19 protein-coding genes are annotated in these 25,513 nt (G+C 74.2%); 4 read left to right on the forward strand and 15 right to left on the reverse strand.

Features of this window, described 5'->3' with window-relative positions; translation table 11 throughout:
- The first annotated feature begins 1 nt into the window (after window position 1).
- Window positions 2–1,093 (forward strand): hypothetical protein, encoded by a 1,092-nt coding sequence (locus AB0M18_RS25860; RefSeq protein ID WP_365761934.1) that lies wholly within the window; start codon window positions 2–4, stop codon window positions 1,091–1,093.
- Window positions 1,094–1,183: 90 nt separating this feature from the next.
- Here AB0M18_RS25860 and AB0M18_RS25865 read toward each other — a convergent pair whose 3' ends face one another.
- The 4 genes from AB0M18_RS25865 to AB0M18_RS25880 form a co-directional block, all read right to left on the reverse strand.
- Window positions 1,184–2,737 (reverse strand): MFS transporter, encoded by a 1,554-nt coding sequence (locus AB0M18_RS25865; RefSeq protein WP_365761936.1) that lies wholly within the window; start codon window positions 2,735–2,737, stop codon window positions 1,184–1,186.
- Window positions 2,738–2,866: 129 nt separating this feature from the next.
- The gene (locus tag AB0M18_RS25870) at window positions 2,867–3,712 is read right to left on the reverse strand and encodes an alpha/beta hydrolase (protein WP_365761938.1); all 846 of its coding nucleotides are present in this window, start codon (window positions 3,710–3,712) and stop codon (window positions 2,867–2,869) included.
- Between the two features lie 44 nt (window positions 3,713–3,756).
- Window positions 3,757–4,155, reverse strand: a complete 399-nt coding sequence (locus AB0M18_RS25875; RefSeq protein WP_365761940.1) for a RidA family protein — start codon at window positions 4,153–4,155, stop codon at window positions 3,757–3,759.
- On the reverse strand, window positions 4,152–5,363 hold the full coding sequence (locus AB0M18_RS25880; protein ID WP_365761942.1) for an acyl-CoA dehydrogenase family protein: 1,212 nt from the start codon (window positions 5,361–5,363) through the stop codon (window positions 4,152–4,154). Before AB0M18_RS25880 ends, AB0M18_RS25875 begins: the two co-directional genes overlap by 4 nt.
- 150 nt (window positions 5,364–5,513) lie before the next feature.
- Here AB0M18_RS25880 and AB0M18_RS25885 point away from each other — a divergent pair, with 150 nt between their 5' ends.
- The gene (locus AB0M18_RS25885; protein WP_365761944.1) at window positions 5,514–7,220 is read left to right on the forward strand and encodes an AMP-binding protein; all 1,707 of its coding nucleotides are present in this window, start codon (window positions 5,514–5,516) and stop codon (window positions 7,218–7,220) included.
- Between the two features lie 4 nt (window positions 7,221–7,224).
- Window positions 7,225–8,055 (forward strand): PaaX family transcriptional regulator C-terminal domain-containing protein, encoded by an 831-nt coding sequence (locus AB0M18_RS25890; RefSeq protein WP_365761946.1) that lies wholly within the window; start codon window positions 7,225–7,227, stop codon window positions 8,053–8,055.
- A 13-nt stretch (window positions 8,056–8,068) separates the two neighbouring features.
- On the opposite strand, the gene AB0M18_RS25895 is transcribed toward AB0M18_RS25890, so the two are convergent.
- The 5 genes from AB0M18_RS25895 to AB0M18_RS25915 form a co-directional block, all read right to left on the reverse strand.
- Window positions 8,069–8,467 carry a hypothetical protein gene (locus AB0M18_RS25895; RefSeq protein WP_365761948.1) on the reverse strand — a complete coding sequence of 133 codons (399 nt, stop codon included), beginning with the start codon at window positions 8,465–8,467 and terminating at the stop codon, window positions 8,069–8,071.
- 10 nt (window positions 8,468–8,477) lie between these two features.
- A complete protein-coding gene (locus tag AB0M18_RS25900; protein WP_365761950.1) occupies window positions 8,478–8,867 on the reverse strand; it encodes a VOC family protein in 390 nt (129 codons plus the stop codon).
- Window positions 8,864–9,166 (reverse strand): metalloregulator ArsR/SmtB family transcription factor, encoded by a 303-nt coding sequence (locus AB0M18_RS25905; RefSeq protein WP_365761952.1) that lies wholly within the window; start codon window positions 9,164–9,166, stop codon window positions 8,864–8,866. Before AB0M18_RS25905 ends, AB0M18_RS25900 begins: the two co-directional genes overlap by 4 nt.
- Before the next feature lie 63 nt (window positions 9,167–9,229).
- Window positions 9,230–11,491 carry a bifunctional salicylyl-CoA 5-hydroxylase/oxidoreductase gene (locus AB0M18_RS25910; protein ID WP_365761954.1) on the reverse strand — a complete coding sequence of 754 codons (2,262 nt, stop codon included), beginning with the start codon at window positions 11,489–11,491 and terminating at the stop codon, window positions 9,230–9,232.
- Window positions 11,488–12,315: an enoyl-CoA hydratase family protein gene (locus AB0M18_RS25915; protein ID WP_365761956.1), complete on the reverse strand. Its 828-nt coding sequence runs from the start codon at window positions 12,313–12,315 to the stop codon at window positions 11,488–11,490. The genes AB0M18_RS25910 and AB0M18_RS25915 overlap by 4 nt, the downstream gene beginning before the upstream one ends.
- Before the next feature lie 283 nt (window positions 12,316–12,598).
- Here AB0M18_RS25915 and AB0M18_RS25920 point away from each other — a divergent pair, with 283 nt between their 5' ends.
- Entirely contained in the window at window positions 12,599–13,054 is a 456-nt protein-coding gene (locus AB0M18_RS25920) for an ATP-binding protein (protein WP_365761958.1), read from the forward strand.
- Window positions 13,055–13,140: 86 nt separating this feature from the next.
- Here the strand turns inward: AB0M18_RS25920 and argF are convergent, their stop codons facing one another.
- The 6 genes from argF to AB0M18_RS25950 form a co-directional block, all read right to left on the reverse strand.
- Window positions 13,141–14,151, reverse strand: a complete 1,011-nt coding sequence (gene argF / locus AB0M18_RS25925; RefSeq protein WP_365761960.1) for an ornithine carbamoyltransferase — start codon at window positions 14,149–14,151, stop codon at window positions 13,141–13,143.
- A gap of 140 nt (window positions 14,152–14,291) precedes the next feature.
- Window positions 14,292–15,524: an arginine deiminase gene (locus AB0M18_RS25930; protein WP_365761962.1), complete on the reverse strand. Its 1,233-nt coding sequence runs from the start codon at window positions 15,522–15,524 to the stop codon at window positions 14,292–14,294.
- Window positions 15,525–15,572: 48 nt separating this feature from the next.
- A complete protein-coding gene (locus tag AB0M18_RS25935) occupies window positions 15,573–17,327 on the reverse strand; it encodes a hypothetical protein (protein ID WP_365761964.1) in 1,755 nt (584 codons plus the stop codon).
- 3 nt (window positions 17,328–17,330) lie between these two features.
- The gene (locus AB0M18_RS25940) at window positions 17,331–19,556 is read right to left on the reverse strand and encodes a hypothetical protein (RefSeq protein WP_365761966.1); all 2,226 of its coding nucleotides are present in this window, start codon (window positions 19,554–19,556) and stop codon (window positions 17,331–17,333) included.
- Window positions 19,553–22,165 carry a hypothetical protein gene (locus AB0M18_RS25945; protein ID WP_365761968.1) on the reverse strand — a complete coding sequence of 871 codons (2,613 nt, stop codon included), beginning with the start codon at window positions 22,163–22,165 and terminating at the stop codon, window positions 19,553–19,555. The genes AB0M18_RS25940 and AB0M18_RS25945 overlap by 4 nt, the downstream gene beginning before the upstream one ends.
- Window positions 22,162–25,461, reverse strand: a complete 3,300-nt coding sequence (locus AB0M18_RS25950) for a tubulin-like doman-containing protein (protein WP_365761970.1) — start codon at window positions 25,459–25,461, stop codon at window positions 22,162–22,164. The genes AB0M18_RS25945 and AB0M18_RS25950 overlap by 4 nt, the downstream gene beginning before the upstream one ends.
- Window positions 25,462–25,513: the final 52 nt, after the last annotated feature.

Raw genomic sequence — 25,513 nt, forward strand, 5'->3', positions numbered from 1 at the left:
TGTGGCGCAGCAGTCACAGGAGTCCGTGGTGTCCGTCCTCGTGACGGACACCACGGGTGTCTCCTTCGCAGAGATACGCGCCGGTGAACTGCACCGGCTGCACGCCGTGCCCGGCGAGATGCGCAAGGCAGTCGGCACCACCCGCCGGGCGGTGCGCCACCGGCGCGGGCTCACCCTGCTCTCCCGGGTCCCGGAGCGGAAGGTCCCGGTCCTGAACGGGCCCGGCGACGCCTCCGCTGCGCTCCCGGCACCGGAGCTGCCCCGGCAGAGGAACGAGGTCACCGTCAGCGGAGTGACCGCCGGGGGAACGGTCCTCGCCTTCGGGGACTGGAACACCGACAGGCTCTCCCCCGACCTGTACGCCCTGCCCTGGGGCGCCGACGCCTGGCAGCACATCGAGGTGCCGGAGGACTTCGCCCTGGCCCACCTGGCCGGCTCCGACGGTGACATCGCCCACGTCGTGGGCGGCGTCGGCAGGGCACCCGCGGTGCTGCTCGCCGACCGGCGGCCCGCCCTGTTCGCCGTGGACACCGCCCGCGGCACCGTCACCGAACTGCCCCTCCCAGTGGCCGGCCCGGCCCGCCGCCGGTGGGACCGATGGCGCCTGTCGGGCATCGACCCCGCCGTGGGCAAGTTCGAGGACGCGGCGTACCACGACGACGTGCTCGTGGCGTCCGCCTCGTACGGCGAGTACTTCGAGTACGAGGTCCTGCACGCGGTGGACCGTGCCCGCGGCACCTGGTCCACGGTCCAGCTCCGCAACGGCGAATGCGCCCGCGCGCAGTACGTGGACGCCCGCCGCACCGCGTACACCGTCACCAGTTTCGGCAACCTGTGGATCTCGCAGGCGGGCGGCCCCTGGCAGCGCACACCGCTCCGCAAGCGGCTGGCGGAAGTCACCGGCGTGTCCACCCGGGGGTTCGCGGCGGGCCCGGCCGCCTTCGTCGACGGCCGGCTGCTCATCGACGCCGACGGGGCCGTCGTGGCCTGCGAACCGGACGGCACCCGTCCGCGCGTTCTGCACTGGTACGACGAGGACACCGACATCCTCGCCTTCGTCGAACCACCCGCCGGAACCGTCGGCGCCGCCTGACCACCACCCCGCCATTGGCCGAGGCCCCCTCGTACCGGTTCCGGTACGAGGGGGCCTCGGTCGGCTCCGGCTCCGTGGTCTCCGTCCCGGTCACCCGCCCGGCATCATCGCGCCTCCCTTGAGGCGTTCCATGTCCGAGGGGCGGACCTTGATGGCGAGGATGGAGATGATCGCGGCGAGGATGGCGAAGGCCGCGGCGACGACGAAGCCGGAGGTGACGCCGCTGGTCAGGACCTGGTCGGCCCAGGGTTTGGGCAGCTGCTGGGTCTTGGCGAACTGGGCCTTCTCCAGGGGGCCGGCCTGGGCGAGGAAGGCGGGGACCTGGACGTCGGCCTCGTTGCGGCTGGCGGTGCCGAAGACGGTCACCAGGATGGAGAGGCCGAGGGAGCCACCGACCTGCTGGGTGGCGTTGAGGAGGCCGGAGCCTGCGCCGGCCTCGGACGGCTCGACCCCCGAGAGAGCCATCAGGGTCAGCGAGACGAACATCATGCCCATGCCCGCGCTGAGAATCAGCATCGGGCCGAGGATGCTGCCGGCGTAGGTGGAGTGGACGTCGACCTGGCTCATCCAGGACATGCCCGCCGCCAGGCACAGCGAGCCGATCACCATGAAGGGCTTCGGGCCGAACCTGGGCAGGGTCTGGGAGGTCACCCCGGCCAGGACCGCGATCACGGCGCTGACCGGCAGGAAGGCGAGGCCCGTGCGCAGCGGGCTGAACTCCAGGACGCCCTGCACGAAGAGGGTCAGGAAGAAGAACATCCCGAAGATCGACGCCGCCAGACAGAGCATGATCCCGTACGTACCGGCCCGGTTGCGGTCCGCGAACATGTGCAGCGGGGTGATCGGCTGCCGAGAACGCCGCTCGATCAGGATGAACGAGACGAGCAGGACGACCGCGGCGGCGAACGAGGCCACCGTGACCGGGTCCCGCCAGCCCTCCTGCGCCGCGCGGATGAACCCGTAGACCAGGGCCACCATGCCGAGCGTCGAGGTGAGCGCGCCGAGCAGGTCGAAGTGGCCGGGGTGCCGCTCGGACTCCTTGACGTGCCGCGGGGTGAGGAAGGCGATGACGACCGCGATCGGCACGTTGACGAAGAACACCCAGCGCCAGTCGAGCCATTCGACCAGGATCCCGCCGGCGAGCAGACCGATCGCGCCTCCACCGGCCGAGACTCCCGCGAACACGCCGAAGGCCCTGTTGCGTTCGGGGCCCTCGTCGAAGGTGGTCGTGATCAGTGACAGCGAGGTCGGGGACGCGATCGCGCCGCCGACGCCCTGCAGCGCGCGGGCCGCGAGCAACTGCCAGGACTCCTGGGCGAATCCGCCGAGCAGCGAGGCCAGGCCGAAGAGCAGCACGCCGAAGATGAAGACCCGGCGGCGGCCGAGGATGTCACCGGCACGCCCGCCGAGCAGCAGCAGACCGCCGAAGGTCAGGGTGTAGGCGTTGACCACCCACGAAAGGCTCGTCGTGGAGAAGTCGAGCGCACTCTGGATGTGCGGGAGCGCGATGTTCACGATGGTGATGTCGAGCACCACCATCAGCTGACACGAGGCGATCACGAACAGGGCGATGCCCTTGCCGTCGTCTCCCGACTTCTTCGGGGCCGCGGTCTGCTGCGGGGTGGTCGGCTTGGGTGTAGTCATGGCGCATCGCGCCCTCACCTGAGGGAGCCGTGGGCCGGTCAGTCCACCTTTCGACACTAAGCCCCGCCTCCGGGACCGACCAGTTGATCAAGGGCCGCTGATCGAGGGCCGCCGACCAGGGGCCGCTGGTCAGGAGCCGGTTCTTGACGGCTCCTTGGCGAACGCCCGCAGTTCCGCCGCCAGCCGCTCCGGCTGGTCCTCGGCGATCAGCGTGCGCGCGTCCGCGATCTCCACGTACCGGCCGCGCGGCAGCAGCGCGGCGAGGCGCCGCCCGTGCTCGGGCGGCATCATCAGGTCGTCGGCGGCCCAGATCACCAGTGCCGGGCGGTCGAACGAGCGCAGGCCCTCGGCCGCCCGCAGCAGTTCGTCCTTCCGTACGGCCAGGTTGTAGCGGCGGAAGTCGTGCCGGACGGCCGGGTCGGTGCGCAGCGGGCGCAGCCAGCCGTCGACGATCGCGTCCGGTACGGGGCGCCGGGTCAGGGCGCCGAAGCCGACGGGGAGGCGGCGCAGGGGCTTGAGGCCGAGGATCCGGGCGAGGAGCGAGACGCCGCCGGGGATGCGGCAGGCGAGCGCGATCAGCTTGCCGGGCACGCCCGGCGGGTAGTTGTCGAAGGCCTCGCAGGAGATCAGGACGAGCCGGGCGAGGCGGGCGGGGTGGCGGACGGCGACGGTCTGCGCCCGGCCGCAGTCGCTCTCGACGAGGGTGACCTCGTGCAGGTCGAGCCGGTCGAGGAGTTCGGCGATCAGGTCGACGACGCTGTCGGGCGAGAGAGGTACGCCGGGTCGCAGCGGGACGCGGTGCGAGCCGTACGGGAGCGTGGGCGCCACCACCCGGTGGTCCGGGGCGAGTTGCGCGATCACCGCGCGCCAGACGGTGGCGTCGTGGACCAGTCCGTGGAGCAGGACGACCACGGGCCCGGGGCCGCCGGTGTCCTCGTACTCCACGATTCCCGCGGCCAGTTCGATCTGCGGCATGACCGATCTCCCCCTGCTCGCCTGCTCGCCGTCGACACACGGTGTCAGTCCACGACCGCGAAGCCGTCCACTTCCACCAGGGCCTGATCGTCCCACAGGCGTACGACACCGATCACGGCCATCGCCGGATAGTCCCGGCCCGCCAACCGGTGCCAGATGCGGCCGAGTTCGGACGCGTGGTGGCGGTAGTCGGCGACGTCCGTGGCGTACACCGTGACCCGGGCCAGGTCGGCGGGCGAGCCGCCGGCGTGGCGCAGTGCCGTGAGGAGGTTGGTGAGCGCGATCTCGAACTGCTCGGGCAGCGTCTCCCCCGTCACCTTGCCGTCCCGGTCGAGGCTGGTCTGGCCGGCCAGGAAGACGAGGCGGGTGCCGGTGGCGGTGACCGCGTGGCTGAAGCCGGTGGGCGGGGAGAGATCGGCGGGGTTGTGGCGGTGCAGACTCATGAGGTGCCTCCTCCGGTCGGGACGGAGACCGGAACGAAGCCCGGAACGGAGCCCGGAACACGGGCCGCGGGGCTCTCCTCCGCGCTCGCCGCCCGGTACAGCTCCTTCGCGATGATGGTGCGCTGCACCTCCGTGGCGCCCTCGTAGATGCGGGGGGCGCGGACCTCGCGGTAGAGGTGTTCGAGCAGGTGGCCGCGTTGCAGGGCGCGGGCGCCGTGCAGTTGGACGGCGGCGTCGACGACGTACTGCGCGGTCTCGGTCGCGAGCAGCTTCGCCATGGCGGCGCGGCGCGGGACGTCCGGGTCGCCGTTGTCGTACGCCTCGGCCGCCGCGTACACCAGGAGCCGCGCGGCCTCGGTGCGGGTGGCCATCTCGGCGACCTGGTGGGCGACGCTCTGGAGGTCGGCGAGGACGCCGCCGAAGGCGCGGCGGGCGGCGGTGTGGGCGAGGGTCGCGTCGAGGGCGGCCTGGGCCATGCCGACGGCGAAGGCGCCGACGCTCGGCCGGAACAGGTTGAGGGTGTGCATCGCGACCCGGAAGCCCTGCCCCGGCTCCCCGAGGACGTCCTCGGGCCCGACCCGTACCCCGTCGAAGACCAGGCTGCCGAGCGCGTGCGGGGCGAGCATGTCGAGCGCCTCGCCGCCGAGGCCGGGCCGGTCGCCGGGGACGAGGAAGGCGGTGACGCCGCGGGCGCCGCGCGGTTCGTCGCCCGTTCGGGCGAACACCGTCACGACGTCCGCCTCCGGCGCGTTCGAGATCCAGCGCTTCTCGCCGTAGAGGCGCCAGCCGCCCGCCTCCGGGTCCGGTACGGCCTCCAGGGCGAGCGCGGCGGCGTCGGAGCCCGCGCCGGGCTCGGAGAGGGCGAAGGCCGCGACGGCGCGCCCGGCGACGACCTCGGGCAGCCGGCGGGCGCGCTGCGCGTCCGTGCCGAAGGCGGCGATCGGGTGGGCTCCGAGGCCCTGGAGGGCGAGCGCGGTCTCGGCCTCCGTGCACTCACGGGCAAGCGACTCGCGCATCAGGCACAGGTCGAGCGCGCCCGAGTCGAAGAGCCGGGCGATCAGTCCGTGGGCGCCGAGCGCGGCGACGAGGGGGCGGTTGACACGGCCCGGCTCGCCCTTCTCGGCGACCGGACGCAGCTGCTCGGCGGCGAGCGCGCGCAGCTCGGCACACCAGGTGGACTGTTCGGGATCGAGCGAGAATGCGGCCATGGGGGCCTCTCCATATCGCGAACCGTTGACTGTCGTCACCATCACGATACGCTCGTGGAGCGGCGGTCGACCCCGGTCGGCTGTCCGCCGCACCGCCCGGCACCACGAAACGGCACCCTCCGACGATCCCACCGACAGGGGGACGGACGCATGGAGCTGACGCCCTCGGCGCACCTGGACACCTTCGCCCGCGATCATCTGCCGCCCCCGGAGCAGTGGCCGCGCCTCCTCTTCGAGCTGCCCTCCCTCGCGTACCCCGACCGCCTCAACTGCGGGACCGAGCTCCTCGACCGCACGGTGGAACGGTTCGGCGCCGAGCGCGAGGTGTTCCGGGACGGCGAGGGCGGGGTGTGGACGTACGGGCAGCTGCGCGAGCGGGTGGACCGGATCGCCCATGTCCTCACCGACGACCTCGGGGTCCGCCCCGGCAACCGGGTGCTCCTGCGCGGCCCCACCACCCCCTGGCTCGCCGCCTGCTGGCTCGCGGTGATGAAGGCGGGCGCGATAGCCGTCACGGTGCTCGCCCAGCAGCGCGCCCGCGAGCTGGCCGTGATGTGCGAGATGGCCCGCTGCAGCCACGCGCTGTGCGACGTCCGGGCGATCGACGAGCTGGTGAAGGCCGAGGTGCCGGGGCTTCGGGTCACCCCGTTCGGCGGGGACGACCCCGACGACCTGCTGAGCCTCGCCATCGGCAAGCCCGACCGGTACGAGGCGGTGGACACCGCCGCCGACGACGTGGCGCTGATCGCCTTCACCTCCGGCACCACCGGGCGCCCCAAGGGCTGCATGCACTTCCACCGGGACGTGCTCGCCACCGCCGACACCTTCTCCGCGCACGTCCTGCGCCCGGAGCCGGACGACGTCTTCGCCGGCTCCCCGCCGCTCGGCTTCACCTTCGGCCTGGGCGGGCTCGTCGTCTTCCCCCTGCGGGCCGGGGCGTGCGCGGTCCTCCTCGAACAGGCCGGGCCGCAACAGCTCCTCGCCGCGATCGGCCGGCACCGGGTCTCGGTCCTCTTCACCGCGCCCACCGCCTACCGCGTGATGCTGGACGAGCTCGGCACACCCGGCCACGGGCCCGCCGACGCGACGGGCGCGGGAACGGGCGCGGGAACGGGCGCGGGAACGGGCGAGGGCCCCGACCTGAGCTCGCTGCGCCGCTGCGTGTCCGCCGGCGAGAACCTGCCGGCCGGGACCTGGGAGGCCTGGCGGGAGCGGACCGGTCTGAAGCTGATCAACGGCATCGGCGCGACCGAACTCCTCCACATCTTCATCTCCGCCGCCGACGGCGCGATCCGCCCCGGCACCACCGGCCGGCCCGTCCCCGGCTGGCAGGCCCGGGTCGTCGGCCAGGACGGGCGCGAGCTGCCGGACGGCGAGGAGGGGCTGCTCGCGGTGCGCGGCCCGGTCGGCTGCCGCTATCTGGCCGATCCGCGCCAGACCGAGTACGTGCGCGACGGCTGGAACGTCACGGGCGACACGTACGTCCGCGAACCCGACGGCTACTTCCGCTACGTCTCGCGCGCCGACGACATGATCATCTCGGCCGGCTACAACATCGCGGGACCCCAGGTCGAGGAGGCGCTGCTCGCCCATCCCGACGTGGTCGAGACGGCGGTGGTCGGCCGGCCCGACGAGGTGCGCGGGCAGGTGGTCGTGGCCTACACGGTGGTACGGGACGGGGTGCCGCGCGACAGCTCGACGGCGGCGGCGCTGCGCGCCTTCGTCCGGGCCCGGCTCGCCCCGTACAAGTCGCCCCGCGAGATCGTCTTCCTGGACGCCCTGCCGCGCACCGCGACGGGCAAACTGCAGCGCTTCCGGCTCCGGGACGACGAGGCCGGATCCGGACCCCTAAAGTGATCACGTGGCCGAGCAGCACACCCCCCGATCCCTGATCGTCTCGCTCTACGGCGCGTACGGCCGGGCGCCGGACGGCGCGCCGCTCGCGGTGGCGGAGCTGATCAGGCTGCTCGGCGCGCTCGGCGTCGACGCGCCGAGCGTGCGCTCCTCGGTGTCCCGGCTCAAGCGGCGCGGGCTGCTGCTGCCGCGCCGGACGGCGGAGGGCGCCGCCGGCTACGCCCTCTCGGACGACGCCCGGATGCTGCTGGACGACGGCGACCGCCGGATCTACGCCCGCGACGAGCCGCGTCTGTCCGACGGCTGGGTCCTGGCCGTGTTCTCGGTCCCCGAGGCCGAGCGGCACAAGCGGCATCTGCTGCGCTCGCGCCTGGCGCGCCTCGGCTTCGGGACGGCCGCGCCGGGCGTGTGGATCGCGCCGGCCCGGCTGCACGAGGAGACCCGGCACACCCTGGAGCGGCTCGACCTCGCCCCGTACGTGGAGCTGTTCCGCGGCGACCACCTGGGCTTCGCCGCGACGGCGGAGGCGGTGTCCCGCTGGTGGGACCTGCCGTCCATCGCCAAACTGCACGAGGAGTTCCTGGACGTCCACGAGCCGGTGCTCCGGGCCGGGCCGCCGGCCACGCCGGAGGACGCCTACCGGGCGTATCTGCTCGCCCTCGACTCCTGGCGCCGGCTGCCGTACGCCGACCCGGTCCTTCCGCTGGAACTCCTCCCCGAGAACTGGCCGGGCACCCGCTCGGCGCAGGTCTTCCTCGCCCTGCACGAACTGCTCCACGCGCGGGGCGCGGAGTTCGTGCGACCTTCCGGGCCGGGCGCCCGTCCCCAGGGGGCATGAGCGCCCACACGCCCTAGCCGGCCCCGGCAAGGCGGCTGAAGCCCGCCTCGTGTGTGTGGAGGGTGAGCGTGGCCTCGGGCCCGCCCAGCATCTCCGCCTTCGCGCGGAGCCCGGCCACGGCCGCCGGGCTCGGCCGGCCGTACAGGTCGATGGTGCGCAGCCGGAGGTGCGCGCCGAGCGCGCGGAACTTCGGCCCGCCGAGTTCCAGGTGGAGTTCCAGGGACGCCGAGTCGGGATGGACGGCCACCACGGTCATCGTGGCGGCCGGCTCGTCGAGGTAGAAGTGGTACGCGAGCAGCCTCGGCTCGCGCTCCTCGACGAAGGCCGCCAGGTCGCGCATCCCGGCGCGCAGCTCGTCGAGGCCGCCCGGGCGGACGTCCGAGCGGTCGACGTAGTAGAGCGGCTCGGTCATGCCGTCCGCCTCAGCCCTTGTACTCGGCGATCTGGAGCAGGTTGCCGCAGGTGTCGTCGAGGATCGCGGTCGTGACCGGGCCCATGTCGACCGGTTCCTGGGTGAAGCGGACGCCCAGCGCGCTCAGCCGCGCGAACTCGGCGTGCACGTCGTCGACGGCGAAGGAGTTCACCGGGATGCCGTCGGCGGCGAGCGCGTCCTGGTAGGCCTTGGCGGCGGGGTGCTGGTTGGGCTCCAGGACCAGTTCGACGCCGTCGGGGTCCTCGGGCGAGACGACGGTGAGCCAGCTGTGCTCGCCGAGCGGGACCTCGGTCTTCTTCACGAAGCCGAGCACCTCGGTGTAGAAGCGCAGGGCCTTGTCCTGCTCGTCGACGAAGACGCTGGTGAGGTTGATCCTCATGGGGTGCTCTCCGGGGTGTGGGGTGCGAGCCACCGCGTGACGATGCTCTTGAGCGGCTCGGTGTTCAGGTCGTGGAACTTGTAGCGGCCCTCGCGCCGGGTGGTGACCAGTCCGGCGGCCTCAAGCACGGCGAGGTGCTGGCTGATCCCCTGCCGGGAGATGCCCAGGCCGTGCCGGGTCGCGAGGCGCGCGCAGATCTCGAAGAGGGACTGTCCGTCCCGCTCCGCCAGCTCGTCGAGGACGATCCGGCGGGTGGGGTCGGCCAGCGCCTTGAAGAGTTCGTCGTCATCGTCCGCCACGACTCCACGATAGGCAAGCACCGACTTGCCTATCAAGTCGATCACCACCCCGCCGAGCGAACCTCAGAGGTCCTTCCGGCCCGTCGGCGGGCGGCGGCTGCCCGCCCGGTACGGCGCGGGCCACGGCGCCGCCGGGCCCTCGTAGCCCTGTTCGGCGGCGGCGTGCAGGGTCCAGTGCGGGTCGTAGAGGTGGGGGCGGGCGAGGGCGCAGAGGTCGGCGCGCCCGGCGAGGAGGAGGGAGTTCACGTCGTCCCAGGAGGAGATCGCGCCGACCGCGATGACCGGGACGCCGAGGGCGGTACGGATCCGGTCGGCGTACGGCGTCTGGTACGAGCGCCCGAACTCGGGGCGCTCCTCGGGGACCACCTGGCCGGTGGAGACGTCCAGGGCGGCGGCACCGTGCGCGGCGAAGGCGCGGGCGATCTCGACGGCGTCCTCGGCGGTGGTGCCGCCCTCGGCCCAGTCGGTGGCGGAGATCCGGACGGTGAGCGGGCGGTCGGCCGGCCAGGCGCCCCGTACCGCGTCGAAGACTTCGAGGGGGAAGCGCAGCCGGCCGGCCAGATCGCCGCCGTAGGCGTCGGTGCGGTGGTTGGTGAGCGGGGAGAGGAAGCCGGAGAGCAGGTAGCCGTGGGCGCAGTGCAGTTCGAGCAGGTCGAAGCCGGCCCGGGCGGCCCGGTGGGCGGCCGCGACGAACTGCTCCCGTACGGCGGCGAGTCCGGCCCGGTCGAGGGTCTGCGGGGTCTGGTTGACGCCGGGGCGGTACGGGAGCGGGGAGGCGGCGACCAGGGGCCAGTTGCCGTCCGGCAGCGGCTGGTCGATGCCCTCCCACATCCGGCGGGTGGAGCCCTTGCGGCCGGAGTGGCCGAGCTGGACGCCGATGGCGGTGCCGGGGGCCTGCGCGTGCACGAAGGAGGTGATCCGGGCCCAGGCCGCGGCCTGTTCGTCGGTCCACAGGCCGGTGCAGCCGGGGGTGATCCGGCCCCGCTCGCTCACGCAGACCATCTCGGTCATGACCAGGCCGGCGCCGCCGAGGGCGCGGGCGCCGAGGTGGACGAGGTGGAAGTCGCCGGGGACGCCGTCCTCGGCGACGTACAGGTCCATGGGCGAGACGACGACCCGGTTGCGCAGGGTCAGGCCGCCGAGCCGGAAGGGGGTGAACATGGGCGGGGTGCCGGGCGGGCAGCCGAACTCGGTCTCGACGGCGGCGGTGAAGGCGGGGTCGCGCAGCCGCAGGTTGTCGTGGGTGACCCGGCGGCTGCGGGTGAGCAGGTTGAACGCGAACTGGCGGGGCGGCCGGTCGAGTTGACCGGCGATCTCCTCGAACCAGCGCAGGCTCGCCGCGGCGGCCCGCTGGGTGGACTCGACGACCGGGCGGCGCTCGGCCTCGTACGCCTCCAGCGCGTCCGTGAGGACGGGCTGCCGGTCGACGGCGGCGGCGAGGGCGACGGCGTCCTCGACGGCGAGCTTGGTGCCGGAGCCGATGGAGAAGTGCGCGGTGTGGGCGGCGTCGCCGAGGAGGACCGTGTTGCCGTGCGACCAGCGGGCGTTGACGACGGTACGGAAGGCGGTCCAGGCGGACTTGTTGGAGCGCAGCGCGCGCCCGTGCAGGGCCTCGGCGAAGATCTTGGCGCAGATGGCGGCGGACTCGGTCTCGTCGACGGCGTCGAAGCCGGCGGCTCGCCAGACCTCCTCGCGCATCTCGACGATGACGGTGGAGGAGTCGGCGGAATAGGGGTAGGCGTGGAGCTGCATCACGCCGTGCTCGGTCTCGGCGATCTCGAAGCGGAAGGCGTCGAGGGCGAAGTCTGCGGCGAGCCAGATGTAGCGGCAGCGGTGGGTGGTGAGGGTGGGCCGGAAGACCTCCGCGTGCGCCTCGCGGGTGCGGCTGTGCACGCCGTCGGCGGCGACGACCAGGTCGTACGAGGCGGCGAGTTCGGCTGCGGGCGGGGCCTCGGTGCGGAAGCGGAGCCGTACGCCGAGCTCGGCGCAGCGGGCGTGCAGCAGCTCCAGGAGGCGGCGGCGGCCGAGGGCGGCGAAGCCGTGGCCGGTGGAGGTGAGCAGCCGGCCGCGGTGGACGACGTGGACGTCGTCCCAGTGGACGAGCTCGCGGCGCAGTTCGGCGTGCACGGCGGGGTCGGCGCCCTCGATGCCGCCGAGGGTCTCATCGGAGAGGACCACGCCGAAGCCGAAGGTGTCGTCGGGGGCGTTGCGCTCCCAGACGGTCACCTCGCGGGCGGGGTCGCCGCACTTGAGCAGCGCGGCGGCGTAGAGGCCGCCGGGGCCGCCGCCGATGACGGCGACCCGCAGGAACGGCCGCACGGTCACCGCCCCCGCCACTTCGCGGGGCGTTTCTCGGTGAAGGCGGCGTGGAACTCGGCGTAGTCCTCGCCGTGCATGAGCAGGGCCTGGGTGGCGGCGTCCATCTCGACGGAGGCGGCGAGCGGCATGTCGAGCTCGGCGGTGAGCAGGGCCTTGGTCTGGGCGTGGGCGAGGGCGGGCCCCTCGGCGAGGCGGCGCGCGAGCAGCGCTGCGCGCTGGTCGGCGGCGCTCTCCTCGGTGAGCTCGCTGACCAGGCCGATGCGCTCGGCCTCGGCGGCGCCGACGGGGTCGCCGAGCATGAGGAGGCGGGTGGCGTGGCCGAGGCCGACGACCCGGGGCAGGAGGTAGGCGGCGCCCATGTCGCCGCCGGAGAGCCCGACCCGGGTGAAGAGGAAGGCGAAGCGGGCGGTGGGGTCGGCCACCCGGAAGTCGGCGGCGAGGGCGAGCACGGCCCCGGCGCCGGCGGCGACGCCGTGGACGGCGGCGATCACCGGGAAGGGGCACTCGCGCAGCGCGCGGACGGTCTGCCCGGTCATCCGGTTGAAGTCGAGGAGCTGGGCGGTGTCCATGGAGAGGGTGGCGCCGATGATCTCGTCGACGTCGCCGCCGGAGCAGAAGCCGCGCCCCTCGCCGCCGAGGACGAGGGCGCGGACGGCGCGCTCCCGGGAGAGTTCGGCGAGCAGGTCGCGCAGGTCGGCGTAGGCGCCGAAGGTGAGCGCGTTCAGCTTCTCGGGGCGGGCGAGGGTGATCGTGGCGACCCCGTCGTCGACGGTCAGGCGCAGGTGCCGCCAGCGTTCGGTGCGGGTCGCGGAGCCGGTGAAGGGGCTCATTCGGGAGGACCTCCCTGTTGTGTGCACGTACCGGTACGGCATCACCTCCAGGAGGGTATCACTCAAGCGTGACTGTCGTCACGAGTACGCGATAAGGCGCCGAGTCGGCTTCGGCGAAGGCGACCCGGCTTCGGCGAAGGTCTCGGGACGTTGGTCCGCATCGAAGCGGGCAGACCGCCTCTGTCTCCAGATTTTCGACTCCGTAAGGTTGAAAGCAGGACGTCACCGCCCGCTTCCCCCACTCCCCACTCCCCCCACACAAGCCGTCCGAACGGAACCCCCCGTGCCCGAAGTGTCCGAGCTCTCCTGGCGGGTGCGGCTGCCGCACACCACGGCCGCCGTGCCCATCGCCCGCGCCCTTGTCCGCACCGCCCTCACCGCCATCGAGGGTCCCGAGCAGGCCGCCGCCGACAGCGACACGGCCGAGCTGCTGACCGCCGAGCTGGTCGCCAACGCCGTCGAGCACACCCCCGGCGACGAGCCGATCGAGCTGGTCGTCGAGCTGCTTCCGACCCCGGGCGGGTGTCAGATCGAGGTCCACGACGGCGGCCCGGCCGCGCCCGGCGACCTGATCTGCCCCGATCCGGCCGTGCCGGTCGACCCATGGCAGGAGCACGGCCGCGGGCTGCTGCTGATCCGCGCGCTGAGCAGCGACTGCGGACACCGCCCCACCGCGCACGGCAAGGCGGTCTGGTTCACACTCCCGGCGGTGCCGACGCAGCGCCGACCGTCGGACTAGCGGGTGAGGTCGCGGGGACCGGCACCCTGGAGGCGGGCGATCTCCCAGGGGTCGTGCGCCGCGGCCCCGGTGTGGCCGGGCGCGCCCTAGGCGACGGGGTCGCCCATCGTCGCGACCATGACGGCCTTGATGGTGTGCATCCGGTTCTCGGCCTCGTCGAAGACGACCGAGTGCGCCGACTCGAAGACCTCGTCGGAGACCTCCAGCTCGGTCAGTCCGTGGCGGGCGTGGATGTCCCGGCCGACGGCGGTGCCGAGGTCGTGGAAGGCCGGCAGGCAGTGCAGGAACCTGACGTCCGGGTTTCCGGTGGCGCGCAGCACGTCCATGGTCACGGCGTACGGGCCGAGGGCGGCGATCCGCTCGTCCCAGACCTCCTTGGGCTCGCCCATGGAGACCCACACGTCGGTGGCGACGAAGTCGGCTCCGCGCACGCCCTCCACGACGTCCTCGGTGAGCGTGATCCTGGCGCCGCTCGTCTCGGCGAGGCGGTGCGCCTCGGCGACGAAGGACTCGGCCGGCCAGTACGCCTTGGGCGCGACGAGCCGGACGTCCATGCCCAGCAGGGCGCCGGTGATCAGATAGGAGTTGCCCATGTTGAAGCGGGCGTCGCCGAGGTAGGCGAAGGTCATCCCGTCGAGCGGCTTGTCGCAGTGCTCGGTCATGGTGAGGACGTCGGCGAGCATCTGGGTGGGGTGCCAGTCGTCGGTGAGGCCGTTGAAGACGGGCACGCCGGCGTACGCGGCGAGGTCCTCGACGGCGGTCTGGCTGTCGCCCCGGTACTCGATGCCGTCGAACATCCGGCCGAGCACCCGGGCGGTGTCCTTGACGGACTCCTTGTGCCCGATCTGCGAGCCGGCCGGGTCGAGGTAGGTGGTGGCGGCGCCCTGGTCGGCGGCGGCGACCTCGAAGGCGCAGCGGGTGCGGGTGGAGGTCTTCTCGAAGATCAGGGCGATGTTCCGGCCGCGCAGCCGCTGCACCTCGGTGCCCGCCTTCTTGGCCGCCTTGAGCTCGGCGGCGAGCGCCACCAGGCCGCGGAACTCCTCGGCGGTGAAGTCCAGCTCCTTGAGGAAGTGGCGGCCGATGAGGTCGGTGGCCATGGGGCGCTCCTGGGTTACGGTCGGGGACGTGACGAGGACCCTGGAAGTGTATACGTAATTCAGCATTCTTATACAGAGCGCGTATGCGGACCTTTCGCAGACCTCTTATGCGGACCCGCGGTCCTGCCCTCCCCGCCGCCTCAGACCGCGTCCCGTTCCACCGGACAGCTCATGCAGCGCGGTCCGCCCCTCCCCCGGCCCAGCTCACTGCCCGGGATCTCGATCACCTCGATGCCCTGCTTGCGCAGATGGGTGTTGGTGGTGACGTTGCGCTCGTACGCCACGACCACGCCCGGCTCCACGGCGAGCACGTTGCACCCGTCGTCCCACTGCTCGCGCTCCGCCGCGTGCACGTCCTGGGTCGCGGTGAGCACCCGGATGTCCTGGAGGCCGAGCGCCGCCGCGATGGCGCTGTGCATCTGCTCCGGCGGGTGGTCGGTCACCCGCAGGGACTGGCCCTCGTCGCCCGGCTCGATGGTGTACGAGCGGAGCATGCCGAGGCCCGCGTACTGCGTGAAGGTGTCGGCGTCCACCATCGTCATCACCGTGTCCAGGTGCATGAAGGCGCGGCGCTTCGGCATGTCGAGGGCGACGATGGTGCGCGCCGAGCCCGCCGCGAACATGCCGCGGGCCAGCATCTCCACGGCCTGCGGGGTGGTGCGCTCGCTCATGCCGATGAGCACGGCGCCGTTGCCGATGACCAGGACGTCGCCTCCCTCGATCGTCGACGGATAGTCGGCCTGCCCCTCCGACCAGTGGTGGAACGGCCCCGCCTCCGGGCCCGTGAACAGCGGATGGTGCTTGTAGATCGCCTCGAAGTGCACGGTCTCGCGCCGGCGGGCCGGCATGCGCATCGCGTTGATCGACACCCCGTCGTAGATCCAGGCCGAGGTGTCGCGGGTGAAGATGTGGTTCGGCAGCGGGCCGAGCACGAAGTCGTCGAGGTCGAGGGCGTGGAAGCGCACCGAGGTGGGCTCGCGGTGCGCCGCCAGGAACTCCCGCTTGGTCATCCCGCCCACCAGCGCCTCCACGAGCCCGGCGGCGTCGAGCGCGTCGAAGGCTGCGCGCAGGTGGTCGGCGGCGAGCGGGCCGTACTCCTTCTCGTCGAAGACCCGGTCGAGGACGAGCTTGCGGGCCGCGGGCACGTCGAGGACCTCGCGCAGGAGGTCCCCGAACAGGTGCACCTCCACCCCGCGGTCGCGCAGCACGTCCGCGAAGCCGTCGTGCTCCTGGCGGGCCCGGCGCACCCACAGCACGTCGTCGAAGAGGAGGGCGTCCTTGTTGGTCGGGGTGAGCCGCTTCAGCTCCAGATCGGGGCGGTGCAGGATGACGCGGCGCAGCCGCCCGGTCTCGGAATCGACATGGAATCCCATGCGCCCATCCTGGCGGAGCGGGGCGGCTCGCGCGTGGTACTCCGCGTGTCACGAGGCCGCGATGACGACCACCACCAGGGTCACGAGCAGCACCAGGGCCGCGCCGAGGAACGCGAAGGCGAGCCACCCGTCCTTCGCGTGCGGGGCGGCGGTCCGCACGGGCGCGGTGGTGCGGGTCGGGGGTGCGGCTGGCTTGGGGTGCGCTTGCGGCTCGGGGTGTGGCTGAGGCTTGGGGTGTGACTGCTGCCGGGGTGATGTCTGCGGCTTGGGCTGCGGTTGCGGCTTGGGTGGTGTCTGCGGCCGCACCGGTCCCGGGGTCGCGTAGACGGCGGGAGGGATCGCCGCCCGGACGAGATCGCGCCACACCCGCTCGGGCAGCCCCGGGTGTTCGAGCGCCACGATCTCGCGGAGCACGGCCCGGCCCTCCGGCTCCGTACGGGCAGCGAAGCGGAGCAGCAGGGCGCCGAGCCGGTCGGCGGCGTCGGTGTCGCTCCGGTGGTCGAGCAGTGGACCCACCGCCCAGTCGTGCAGCGCGGCGGCGTCGGCGCCGCGCTGGGCGGCCGGGATCCGCTCCTCGGCGAAGGGCCGGGGCACGAAGTACTCCTCGTCGATCACCAGATCCCGGAGCGCGCACTGTTGCGCGGGGGTCCAACCGGGAAAGCGCCGCGCCGCCTTGTGTACGAGGACCTTGGTGTCGGCGTACGAGAGCCCGGGGTCCCGCAGCGCGTCCAGCAGTTCCGCGTCCCCCAGCCGTACGGGCGGGTCCGCCGGCGCGGGCCCGGGCCGATCGCCGGGGCGGTCCCCGGGCAGATCCGCGGAGCGGTCCCCGGGGCGGGGTCCCCGCCTCCTCTCCCGGTCGAGGGCGGTCAGGGCCGCGCGGGCGCAGGCCAGGAGGGAGGCGTCGGGGCGGTGGCGGCGGGCGCCGGCGAGGTGGGCGCAGACGGCGTAGTCGCCGTCGCCCGCCGCGACCCCGCGGAGGTGGTGGGCGACGAGCCGGGTGGCGACCGAGTCGGCCTCGTCCCCGAGGCGTTCGCGCGGGTCGCTCCGGTGCCGGTCGGTGTTGGGGCCGGCCGCGCCCGCCCAGCGGCCGACGAAGACGAAGTTGAGATGGGTGCTCTCGGCCGTGTCATGGGTGGCGAAGGACCAGCGGCGCGCGAAGGAGTCGCCGAGCAGGCCGTACAGACCCCACAGCACGGGCAGCGCCGTGTCGGCCCGCTCGTCGAGGAACATGAAGCGGCTGCCCGGATGACGCAGCAACTCCGCCACCGCGCCGCCGAGTTCGATCTCGACCCGGGCGAGATCCGCGTCGAGGGCGCGGAGCCCGTCGTCGCTCGACTCGACGAGCACGCTCTCGGGTATCCGGTCGAGCGCCTCGCCGCGCACCCGGCCGAGGTCGAGCCGGGAGCCGCGCCACCGCCAGGCGTGCAGGCCGAGACAGGTCATCGGGTTCAGCAGGCCCGCCGGGCCGACCAGGGCGTGGCAGACGGTGGAGGCGCCGCCGCCGGGGTCGGTCCAGGGGATCCGGCGGATCAGCATGGCCTCGGTCTCGCTCTGCAGCCGGATCAGCGCGGGCCTGACCTCCTCGCCGCTGGCCCGCAGCATGGGGCCGGCGACATGGAAGAGTTCGTCCACGTCGATCCCGCCGCCGGACCACGCGACCGGTCCGAAGCCGGTGTTGCCCCCGGCGTTCATGGCGTCCCAGCGGAAGACGATCTGGTCGAGCAGCTCGTCCGCACCGCCGCCGCCCGGCGACGCGCCCCTCCCCCTCAAGGCGGTCGATGCCCTCGATTCCGTCGGTGCCATCGGTCAGTCCCTTCCTCGGATCAGCCCGCACGCGGCGAAGACGGACAGCAGGGGCGCGAGCACCCGCCGGGGCCGGGCCCCGTGCGGGAAGCGGTCGCCGCGCGCCTGCCCGCCGGTCGCGGCGACGAAGTGCAGGGTGCAGCGCGCGCAGTCGTCGAACGGGCGCAGCCAGGCCGGGCTGGCGTGGTGGTCCAGGAAGGCGTAGGCGTCGCGGCTCTCCGCCGCCTCCGCGCCCGGGTCGTGACGGCCCGGCAGCGCCCGGCCCAGCCAGCGGTCCACGGCCGGTTCGAAGCGCATCAGGTCGCTCTTGTTGACGGCGAGCGCGGCGGGCGCCGCGATCCGGCCGTCGGCGGACCGGGGCAGCCGGTTGAGGACGGTGGTGAAGGCCTCGTCGCCCAGGTCGCGGCGGGACAGTCCGTACCGCTGACGCAGCGGGTCGAGCGAGGGCATCCGCAGGGCGCGCAGCGGGTCGACGACGAACACGAAGGCGTCCACGCCCATCAGGAAGCTGGTCACCGGCCCGTCCTGGGCCAGGTCCTCGCCCGCGAGGTCGAAGAAGACGACGGGGCGAGGGGTGCGACCGGGTGCGGAGACCAGCAGGCCGTCGGCGAAGCGGGCGAAGGTCTGCTGCCCGGTGCGCCCGAGCTGGCGCCCCTGCTGGAGGCTCTGCACCCGCTCCCGCAGGAAGGTGCGGTGCGCCTCGGGGTTGAGCGGCAGGCACTTCAGCCCGTACGGCTCCAGGCCGCCGAGTTCGACCTCGCCGAGCATCGCGGCCATCAGATGCGTCTTGCCGACGGCGGAGCTGCCGACGAAGGCGATCGACAGCGGCCGCCCGTTGGTGAGGTAGGGGACGGGCAGTTCGTGTGCCTCGTCGCCCTCGCCGCCGTGCGGGCACAGGTGATAGGCCGTGCGCAGCAGGTCGTTGCGGCGGCCGGGGCGGTGCTCCCTGGACAGGTCGAGCGGGATGCGGTTGCCCTTGGCGTCGATGGTGACGAGCAGGCTCTCGTCGTAGACCACGGGCAGCAGGCAGTGCGGGCAGGTCCGGGCCGGCGGCGCGCCGGGATCGGCGCCCGGATCGTCCAGGCCGGCGACCGGGCCGGGGCCGGAGGCGAGGCCGGGGCCGGGGCTGTCGGTGAGGGCGACGGACGGGCGGGCCGGCTGCTCGCCGAAGAGGAGCGCGCGCAGGCCGCGCCGGGGCGGCGCGCCCTGACCGGACGGCCGCGCCGGATCGTCCGGGCGGTCCGGGTCGTACGGCTCGTCCGGGTCGGTGTCCCGGCGCCACGGCTCCCGGCGGCGGGCGATCTCCGCGTCGTAGCGGGCCCGGCCGGCGGCGAGCGGGTCGGCGGCGGCGACGGCGTGGGCGAGCGGGTCGGTCAGCCGGAGCAGTCGGAGGAACTCGACGGGCGCGGGCCGCCCGGCGGCCGCCGGCGCGAACAGGCCGCTCTGCGCGAGCGCCGCGAGCCGCCGGTAGTCGCCCAGGTCCTCCGGCGGCCCGTCCGCCCGGTCGGCGCGGCCGGGCGGGCTCGGGTGGCCGGAGAGCAGGAGGTAGGCGATCCGGGCGAGCGACCACAGGTCGTCGCGGGGGTCGGCGGTGCCGTGCCCGGCACGCTGCTCGGGCGAGGCCCAGGGGGCGGTGCCGAAGGGCTCGCGGGGCTCCCCGGCGCGCAGCGCCGCGTGCGGCTCGGCGAGCCGCACATGGCTGCCGTCCCACCGTACGGAGTCGGGGGCGAGCGCCCGGTGGACGAGCCCGGCGTCGTCCAGGAGCCGTACGGCCAGGGCGAGCTGGCCCACGATCCGCTGCTGCTCGTCGGCGCCGAGCCGGGGCAGGCACTCGGCGAGCGGTGCCCCGGCGGCGCGGCGGTAGAGCACGAACGGCTCGGCGCAGTCGAGGTCGTAGCCGACGATCCGGGTGAACAGCTCGGCGAACTTCTCCCCACCGTAACGCCGTTCGAGGACGACGGCGGCCGACACCTCCCGTTCGAGGAGGGTGTACGCACGGGGGTCGGCCTGCGCGGACGCGGGCAGCCGGAACTGGACGACGGGCCAGCCCGCGCCGAGCGTGACGGCCCGGGTCCGCAGCTGCGGGCGGCCGGGCGGGCGGGCGTCCTCGCCGTACCGTACGGAGAAGCGGACCGGTTCCTCGCGAGGGGTGAGGAACTCCAGCTCCTCGTCCGGTCCTTCGGGCGGTGGTTCGGGTGGGAACCCGGGGGTGGGCGGGTCGGCGGTCATGGTGCTCCGTCCTCCTCTGCCAGGACCGTGTGCACGACGTCCGCGCGCAGCGGCACGAGGCGCAGCACGCCCGCGTGCCGGCCGGCGTCCGTCCACACCACGTCCTCGGCGGTGCCGCGCCAGATGTCGTCGCCGGTCGTGCCGCGGCGCATGGTCTCGGGCACGAACCGCACCCGGCGGACGGCGCCGGGTTCGTGGGAGAGCAGCCGCAGGTGCTCGGGCCCGCACAGCGGCACGGTCAGGCCCGGTTCGTCGTCGGCGGCGAGCAGCTCGGCCACGCCGTCCGGGGCGACTCCGGTGAGCCTGGCCGCGTCGGGCCGGTCGCCGCGCTCCCGCCCGGGCGGCGGGGACGCGGCGGCGTCCCGCTCCAGTCGGGAGCGGGTCTCGTCGAGGAGGGCGGTCATGGGCTTGTCGAGGAGCAGCCGGCCGGCGTTGCCGGGGTCGCGCTCGATGCCGGCCCAGCAGCCGCCGAGCAGCCCGGCGACGCCCTCGGACAGGTCGCCGTGGAGGGTGTCGACGAGGGCCGGTCCGCCGTCTCCGTACCGCCGTTCCAGCCAGCGCGGCGCGACGGCGGGCTCGGGGACGGGGTCGGGAACGGCATCACGGCCGGGTTCCGGCACCGGAGGCGGGGCGGGCGGTTCGGGAGGTCCGGACGCGGGGTGCGGGTCCGGGGCGGCGTCGGACCAGGCGGCGTCGGCGTCGGCGGGCGCGCGGTCCGTCCAGGCGTCGCTGACGGCGTCGGACCACGCCCGGTCGGACCAGCCGGCCGGGTCGGACCGCCCGGCGTCGCCGCCCGGACCGTGGCCGGGACCGGAGCCCTGAGCGGACCCGGGGGCCGGGCCGAGGCCCTGGCCGCCGTCCGTCCAGTCGTCCCAGTCCCAGTCGCCGCGCCCGTACGCCTCATGTTCGGGCCCCGTGCCCCTGCCGTCGTACGCGCCGGGGACGCCGGGCCCCTCGTAGGCCTCGGCGGTCGCGGCGAGGCCGCGAAGCAGCCGGGCCACCGCCCCGGCGCCGTCCGAGCAGTGGTGCCGTACGTCGGCGAAGAGCCAGTCGTGCACGGCGGCGGTGACGAGCAGGTGGTGGATGTCCCGAAGGGCGCGCTCGGCGTCCTCGGGGTCGGCGCGCTGCCACCAGTCGTCGACGCCGTGGGTCCAGTCGCGCAGGGCCAGCAGCACGACGGCGGCGACGGCCACGGCGAGGGCGGTCGCGGCGGCCCAGACGGGTGGGCCGAGGGCCTGGCCGAGGGCGGCTCCGGCGACTCCGCCGACGAGGCCGCCGAACAGCCGGGGCCCCGAGCCGGTGCTGCCGCCGCCGTCGAGGCGTCCGTCGGGCGAGCGGTTGGGGCGGCGGCGCAGCATGAGCAGGGCGAGCACGGCGGCGAGCAGGCCGACGGCGGGGCCGAGGCCCCAGCCGACGCCCGGCCACACTCCGGCGAGCAGGGCGAGGACGCCGGTGACGGCCGCGGCGAGGGACCTCGGACCGCCGGCCCGGAACGGCTCCTGTGCGGTGAGCCGGTCGAGCCGTTCGGGTCCGCAGAGGGTGTCGAGCGCGGCGAGGCGGGCGGCGCTGCCGGCCGGCGCGGTGCGGGCGGAGAGCGCGGCGAGCCGGGCCGCGACCGAACGCAGCGGCAGTCCGCTGTCGATCAGCCCGTGGGTGTGGTCGCGCAGTGCGGGCACGATGCCGGTGCGGGTGATCTCCCGTGGCATCTCGGGGAGTTGGACACCGCGCTCGGCGAGGAGTCCGCGCTCCTCGACGGTGGGCCGGCTGCCGCCCGCGAGGGCGAAGGCGTCGGCGACGGTGGCGCGGAAGCGGCGCAGCCCGCCCGCGACCCGTTCGAGGTCCCCGGGCAGGTCGAGGTCGCGGCCCGCCCGGGTGAGCAGACCGGCGGGGCCGCGCACCCGCTCGTAGCCGTCGAGGGCCTCGTCGAGGGCCTCCTGGCAGGCGCGCAGCTCGGCCCCGGCCCGGCCGTGGGCGGACAGCCACTCGTGGGCGGAGAGCGAGCGGGGCACCGACTCGTCGAGGAGCAGGGTGAGTTCGCCGGGTACGTCGCCGACCGTGCCGGCCACGGGGACGTCGGGGCCGGTGAGGGTCTCGACGGCCTGCCGCCAGGCACGGGCGCGGGCCTCGTCGCTGAGGTCGTGTTCCACGACCCGCGCGGCGGGCACGGCGACGCCGCCCGCCACGCGCGCGAGGGCGCGCAGCACCGCGTCGAACACCTCGGGGGTGGCGAGCACGTCCACCAGCGGGCGCAGGGCGGTGGCGTCCGGTCCGCGGAAGCCGTCGAGCAGCCACAGCACGCCGGCACCGGGCGGGCGCAGGGTGAGGGTGCGGCGCAGGGTCCGCTCGCCGGGCGCGCCGACGGCCAGGCAGACCACGTGGGCCGGGCCGTAGGAGGAGAGGCGTTCGTACAGGAGCTGGTGGCCGACGAGCCGGTCGGCGTCGTCGACGACCAGGAAGCGGCGCTCGTCGGCGGGCTGCGGGACGGCGAGGGCGCGGCGTACCGCCTCCTCCTGGGCGTGCCGGTCCGCCGGCTCGTACGCCTCGGCGCGCAGGTCGAGGCAGACGGCGTGGCCGGGTGCCGGCTGAGCGGGGACGACGCTCGTGGTCACTCGTCCTCACCGTCCTCCTGGTCCCACGGGTAGCCGCCGTCCCCGGGTTCCTCGGGCGCGGCCTCCGGTCCCGGGGCGGGTGCCGGGTCAGGTCCCGGGGCCGGGGGCCTGGGCTTGTCGTCGGCAGCGGGCGGCGGAGACGGGGCGGCCGGGGGTACGGCCGGGGCTGCGGCCGGGGCGTGGCGCTCGTACAGCGCGCGGAGGGTCGGCCGGGTGGGCCGCCCCGCGCCCGCGAAGCGCATCTCCAGGGCGGCCGGGTAGGTGACCTCCCAGAAGTCCCGCAGCGGCGCCAGCCATTCGGCGTCCTCCGGCCCGTACTCCCGCGCCATCTCCTCGAGCAGCCGCCGCTGGCGCGGCGCGATCTCCTCGACGAAGCGGACGAAGAGCGGCGAGGGTCCGACCGGGGTGTGCGCGAGGCCCTTCGGCAGGGCCTGCATCAGGCGGCCGCAGAACTCCTCGATGATCTGCCCCTCGTCGAGCAGCGCCCATCGCTCGTAGGCCCGCAGCAGTCCCGCCCAGCTGGACAGCGCGCCGTCGAAGTCCTCCAAGCGCAGCGACATGGTCGCGGACTCGCCCTCCTGGAGCCGGATCCGCACCAGGTGCGGGGACTCGGCCGGGCCCTCGGTGTGGATGTGCCCGTTCCACATCGCGCAGAGCAGGCGGTGCAGTATCCGGCGGCGGTCCTCCTCGGTGGAGACCAGCCAGTCGTCCTGGTGGCCGAGCCGCTGGCGCCAGTGCAGGAAGTCCTCCTGGCCGCCGGTGTCGCGGGCCTCCGCCCAGAGGGTGAGGACCGAGCGCACCTCGGAGATGTCGGTGAGGTTCATGCCGCTGCGGAACAGCACCACGGTGATGGACTCGGTGTCGACGGCCCGGTACTCCTGGGCGGCGCGCGGGGGCAGGTTGAGCTCCTGGCGCAGGTAGTCGGAGGCCCGGCCGTCGGACTCGCTCGCCGGGTGCACGATGAGGATCTTCAGCGGGCCGCCGCCGTCCGGGGTGAAGCCGACCGGCAGAAGACCGGCGAGCGCGGCCCGGAACTGCTCCAGCCAGCGCCCGTCGACCTTCGACTCGGCGGACTCGTCCCCGGCCGCCGCGCGCAGCAGCAGGCCCATGGAGGGCAGCAGCGGGCGGGCGAACCGGTCGTCGTTGGCCTCCCCGAACAGCTTCTTCACCCGTCGCTCGACGACCTGCTTGATCTCCTTGACGGCCGCGCCCGGCGAACGCCGCACGGCGTCCAGCGCGCTGCGCCACTCCTCCGGCCGTACGAGCCGTTCGAGCAGTCCGGCCGCGTCGGTGTTCTCGGGCAGGCCCTCGCTCTGCACGAGCCGGTCGAGGACGTCGTCGTAGAAGGCGCGCAGGCTGTTCTGCGGCGGCAGGAGGTAGGAGACGCCGGTGCGGTCGTCGCGGTAGAGCTCCCGGCGCCGGTCGGCGAACAGCTTGCCCTCGTCCTGCTCGTGGGCGCGCAGCCCCTTGGCGAGCTCGCCGAGCTCGTGCAGCACCTTGGTGAGCGCGGGCCGCCACTGGGCCTCACCGGCCTGCCAGGCCCGGTGCCACAGCGACCGGGCCCGCCACTGGAACCAGGCGTCCTGGCGGGCGAGAGCGTCCTGCACGTCGGGATCGCTCCAGCGTGCCGGTACGAGGCCGCCGGCGCCGCGCCGCACGTGCGGGATGGCGGGGGCGAGGGCCTGCACGTCCGGGGGCCGTTCGGCCTCGTTGCGCCGGTTGTCGAGCATGCCGGTGAAGCCGGCGGCGGCGACCCGGTCCGGGTGGCCCGGGTGCCCGTTGAGGATCGCCTCGACATGGAACGGGCTGACGACGCCGAGGAGTTCGCGCACCGCCGTGCCCGGCTTGAACTCCTCGGTGAGCCGGGGGACCTCGCGGGAGAGGTCAGACTCCAGACGGCGCAGGGCGTCCTCCATGTCGCCGAGCCGGTTGCGCAGCTCCTGGGTGATCGCGCCCCGGCCCTTGGGGAGCTGCTCGGGCAGCGGCACGTCGGGGGCCTCGCGGCTCCACAGCCGGCCGACACCGGAGCGGGTGAACATCTCCTGGACCTGGATCTTGTCCTCGGGCGTGGTGCGGCGGGCCTTCTCGCCGAGGCCGCGGACGGCCTGGGCGAGCAGCCGGCCGGCGACGATCTCGGCGAGGTCGTCGACCGGCACGGTCAGGGAGGCGGCCAGGCTGGTGGACATGCCGCGGTAGCCGATGCCGGTGCGGGCCGGGGTGGAGCGCTCGACGGCCTTGTTGATGAAGCTGGCCGCGAAGGACTGGTAGTCGTCCTCGGCACGGGCGGCGGCGCCGGTCTCCTCGCTGAGCTCGGTGCCGATCAGCGACATCACCATGGCGGTGATGGAGCGGCGCAGGTCCTCGGTGCCGATGACGGCGGGCTTGGAGAACAGGAACGCGGTCTGCACGGTGGACGGGCGCAGCGCGACCACCCCGTCGACCGGGTAGTGGACGCTGATCCGGCCGCGCTGCTCGACGTCGCCGACCTCGTCGAGGGCGTCCGGCACGTTCTGGTCGTCGACCAGGCGGGACAGGTCCACGAGGGCGCGGGCGGCGTTGAGTTCGGCCTCCCGGCCGCCGCCGCCCTCGGGCGGGAACGCGGAGGGCATGACGACCAGCGGGTAGATCTTGACGCCGGGCACCTTGCCCTTGCGGAACTCGTGGCCGATGAGGTGCAGGAAGTCGTAGTAGATACCGGCGCCGGTGCCGCCGGCGACGGAGAAGGCGACGAAGACGTCGCAGCCGCGGATCCGGCTGCCGCCGACCCGCTGGAGGTCGCCGGCCGAGTTGCCGATGGCGCCGATCGCCTCGCGCAGCTGTCGCAGTACCGGTTCGAGGCCGGAGCGCATGGTCGCGAACAGCGCCGCCCGGCCCACGGTGGGCAGCTGGCCCGCGCCACTGTGCAGCGGCGCGACGCGTGGCTGCCGGGCCTGCGGCGGAAGCCACAGCTTCGTCTCCTCGTGGAGGGCGACCCGCAGCATGCGGGTGACCTCGGGCGAGGAGTCGTAGTCGGTGGGCAGCAGGTCGCGGACCATCCGGGAGGTGCGGGAGTACGCGGCGCCCTCGGCGCCCTTGGCCCGGAACTGGGGCTGGCGGGTCAGCTCGGCCTCGCTGAAGTCCGCGTACACGAACTGCAGGCAGTCGGGCAGCTGGAACGGCAGCCGCCGCCCGCCGTCGACGAGTTCGGTGCCGTCGGGGCCGCACAGCTCGCGGCGCAGACTGCGTTCGAGCTCGCTGCCGATGCGGCCTCCGGTGCCGCCGAGGCCCACGAACAGCATGGGCTGGTAGATCTTCATGTCGTCTCCCCTGGGGCCCCTGAGGACCTTTCGTTCGTACGTGCGTGGGGCG

Source organism: Streptomyces sp. NPDC051909 (assembly GCF_040681095.1).
Taxonomy (GTDB): Bacteria; Actinomycetota; Actinomycetes; order Streptomycetales; family Streptomycetaceae; genus Streptomyces.

Coding starts and splice junctions, on each gene's coding strand:
- AB0M18_RS25865 (WP_365761936.1), bottom strand. CDS start 2,737: ATGACTACACCCAAGCCGACCACCCCGCAGCAGACCGCGGCCCCGAAG.
- AB0M18_RS25870 (WP_365761938.1), bottom strand. CDS start 3,712: ATGCCGCAGATCGAACTGGCCGCGGGAATCGTGGAGTACGAGGACACC.
- AB0M18_RS25875 (WP_365761940.1), bottom strand. CDS start 4,155: ATGAGTCTGCACCGCCACAACCCCGCCGATCTCTCCCCGCCCACCGGC.
- AB0M18_RS25880 (WP_365761942.1), bottom strand. CDS start 5,363: ATGGCCGCATTCTCGCTCGATCCCGAACAGTCCACCTGGTGTGCCGAG.
- AB0M18_RS25885 (WP_365761944.1), top strand. CDS start 5,514: ATGGAGCTGACGCCCTCGGCGCACCTGGACACCTTCGCCCGCGATCAT.
- AB0M18_RS25895 (WP_365761948.1), bottom strand. CDS start 8,467: ATGACCGAGCCGCTCTACTACGTCGACCGCTCGGACGTCCGCCCGGGC.
- AB0M18_RS25900 (WP_365761950.1), bottom strand. CDS start 8,867: ATGAGGATCAACCTCACCAGCGTCTTCGTCGACGAGCAGGACAAGGCC.
- AB0M18_RS25915 (WP_365761956.1), bottom strand. CDS start 12,315: ATGAGCCCCTTCACCGGCTCCGCGACCCGCACCGAACGCTGGCGGCAC.
- argF (WP_365761960.1), bottom strand. CDS start 14,151: ATGGCCACCGACCTCATCGGCCGCCACTTCCTCAAGGAGCTGGACTTC.
- AB0M18_RS25930 (WP_365761962.1), bottom strand. CDS start 15,524: ATGGGATTCCATGTCGATTCCGAGACCGGGCGGCTGCGCCGCGTCATC.
- AB0M18_RS25935 (WP_365761964.1), bottom strand. CDS start 17,327: ATGGCACCGACGGAATCGAGGGCATCGACCGCCTTGAGGGGGAGGGGC.
- AB0M18_RS25940 (WP_365761966.1), bottom strand. CDS start 19,556: ATGACCGCCGACCCGCCCACCCCCGGGTTCCCACCCGAACCACCGCCC.
- AB0M18_RS25950 (WP_365761970.1), bottom strand. CDS start 25,461: ATGAAGATCTACCAGCCCATGCTGTTCGTGGGCCTCGGCGGCACCGGA.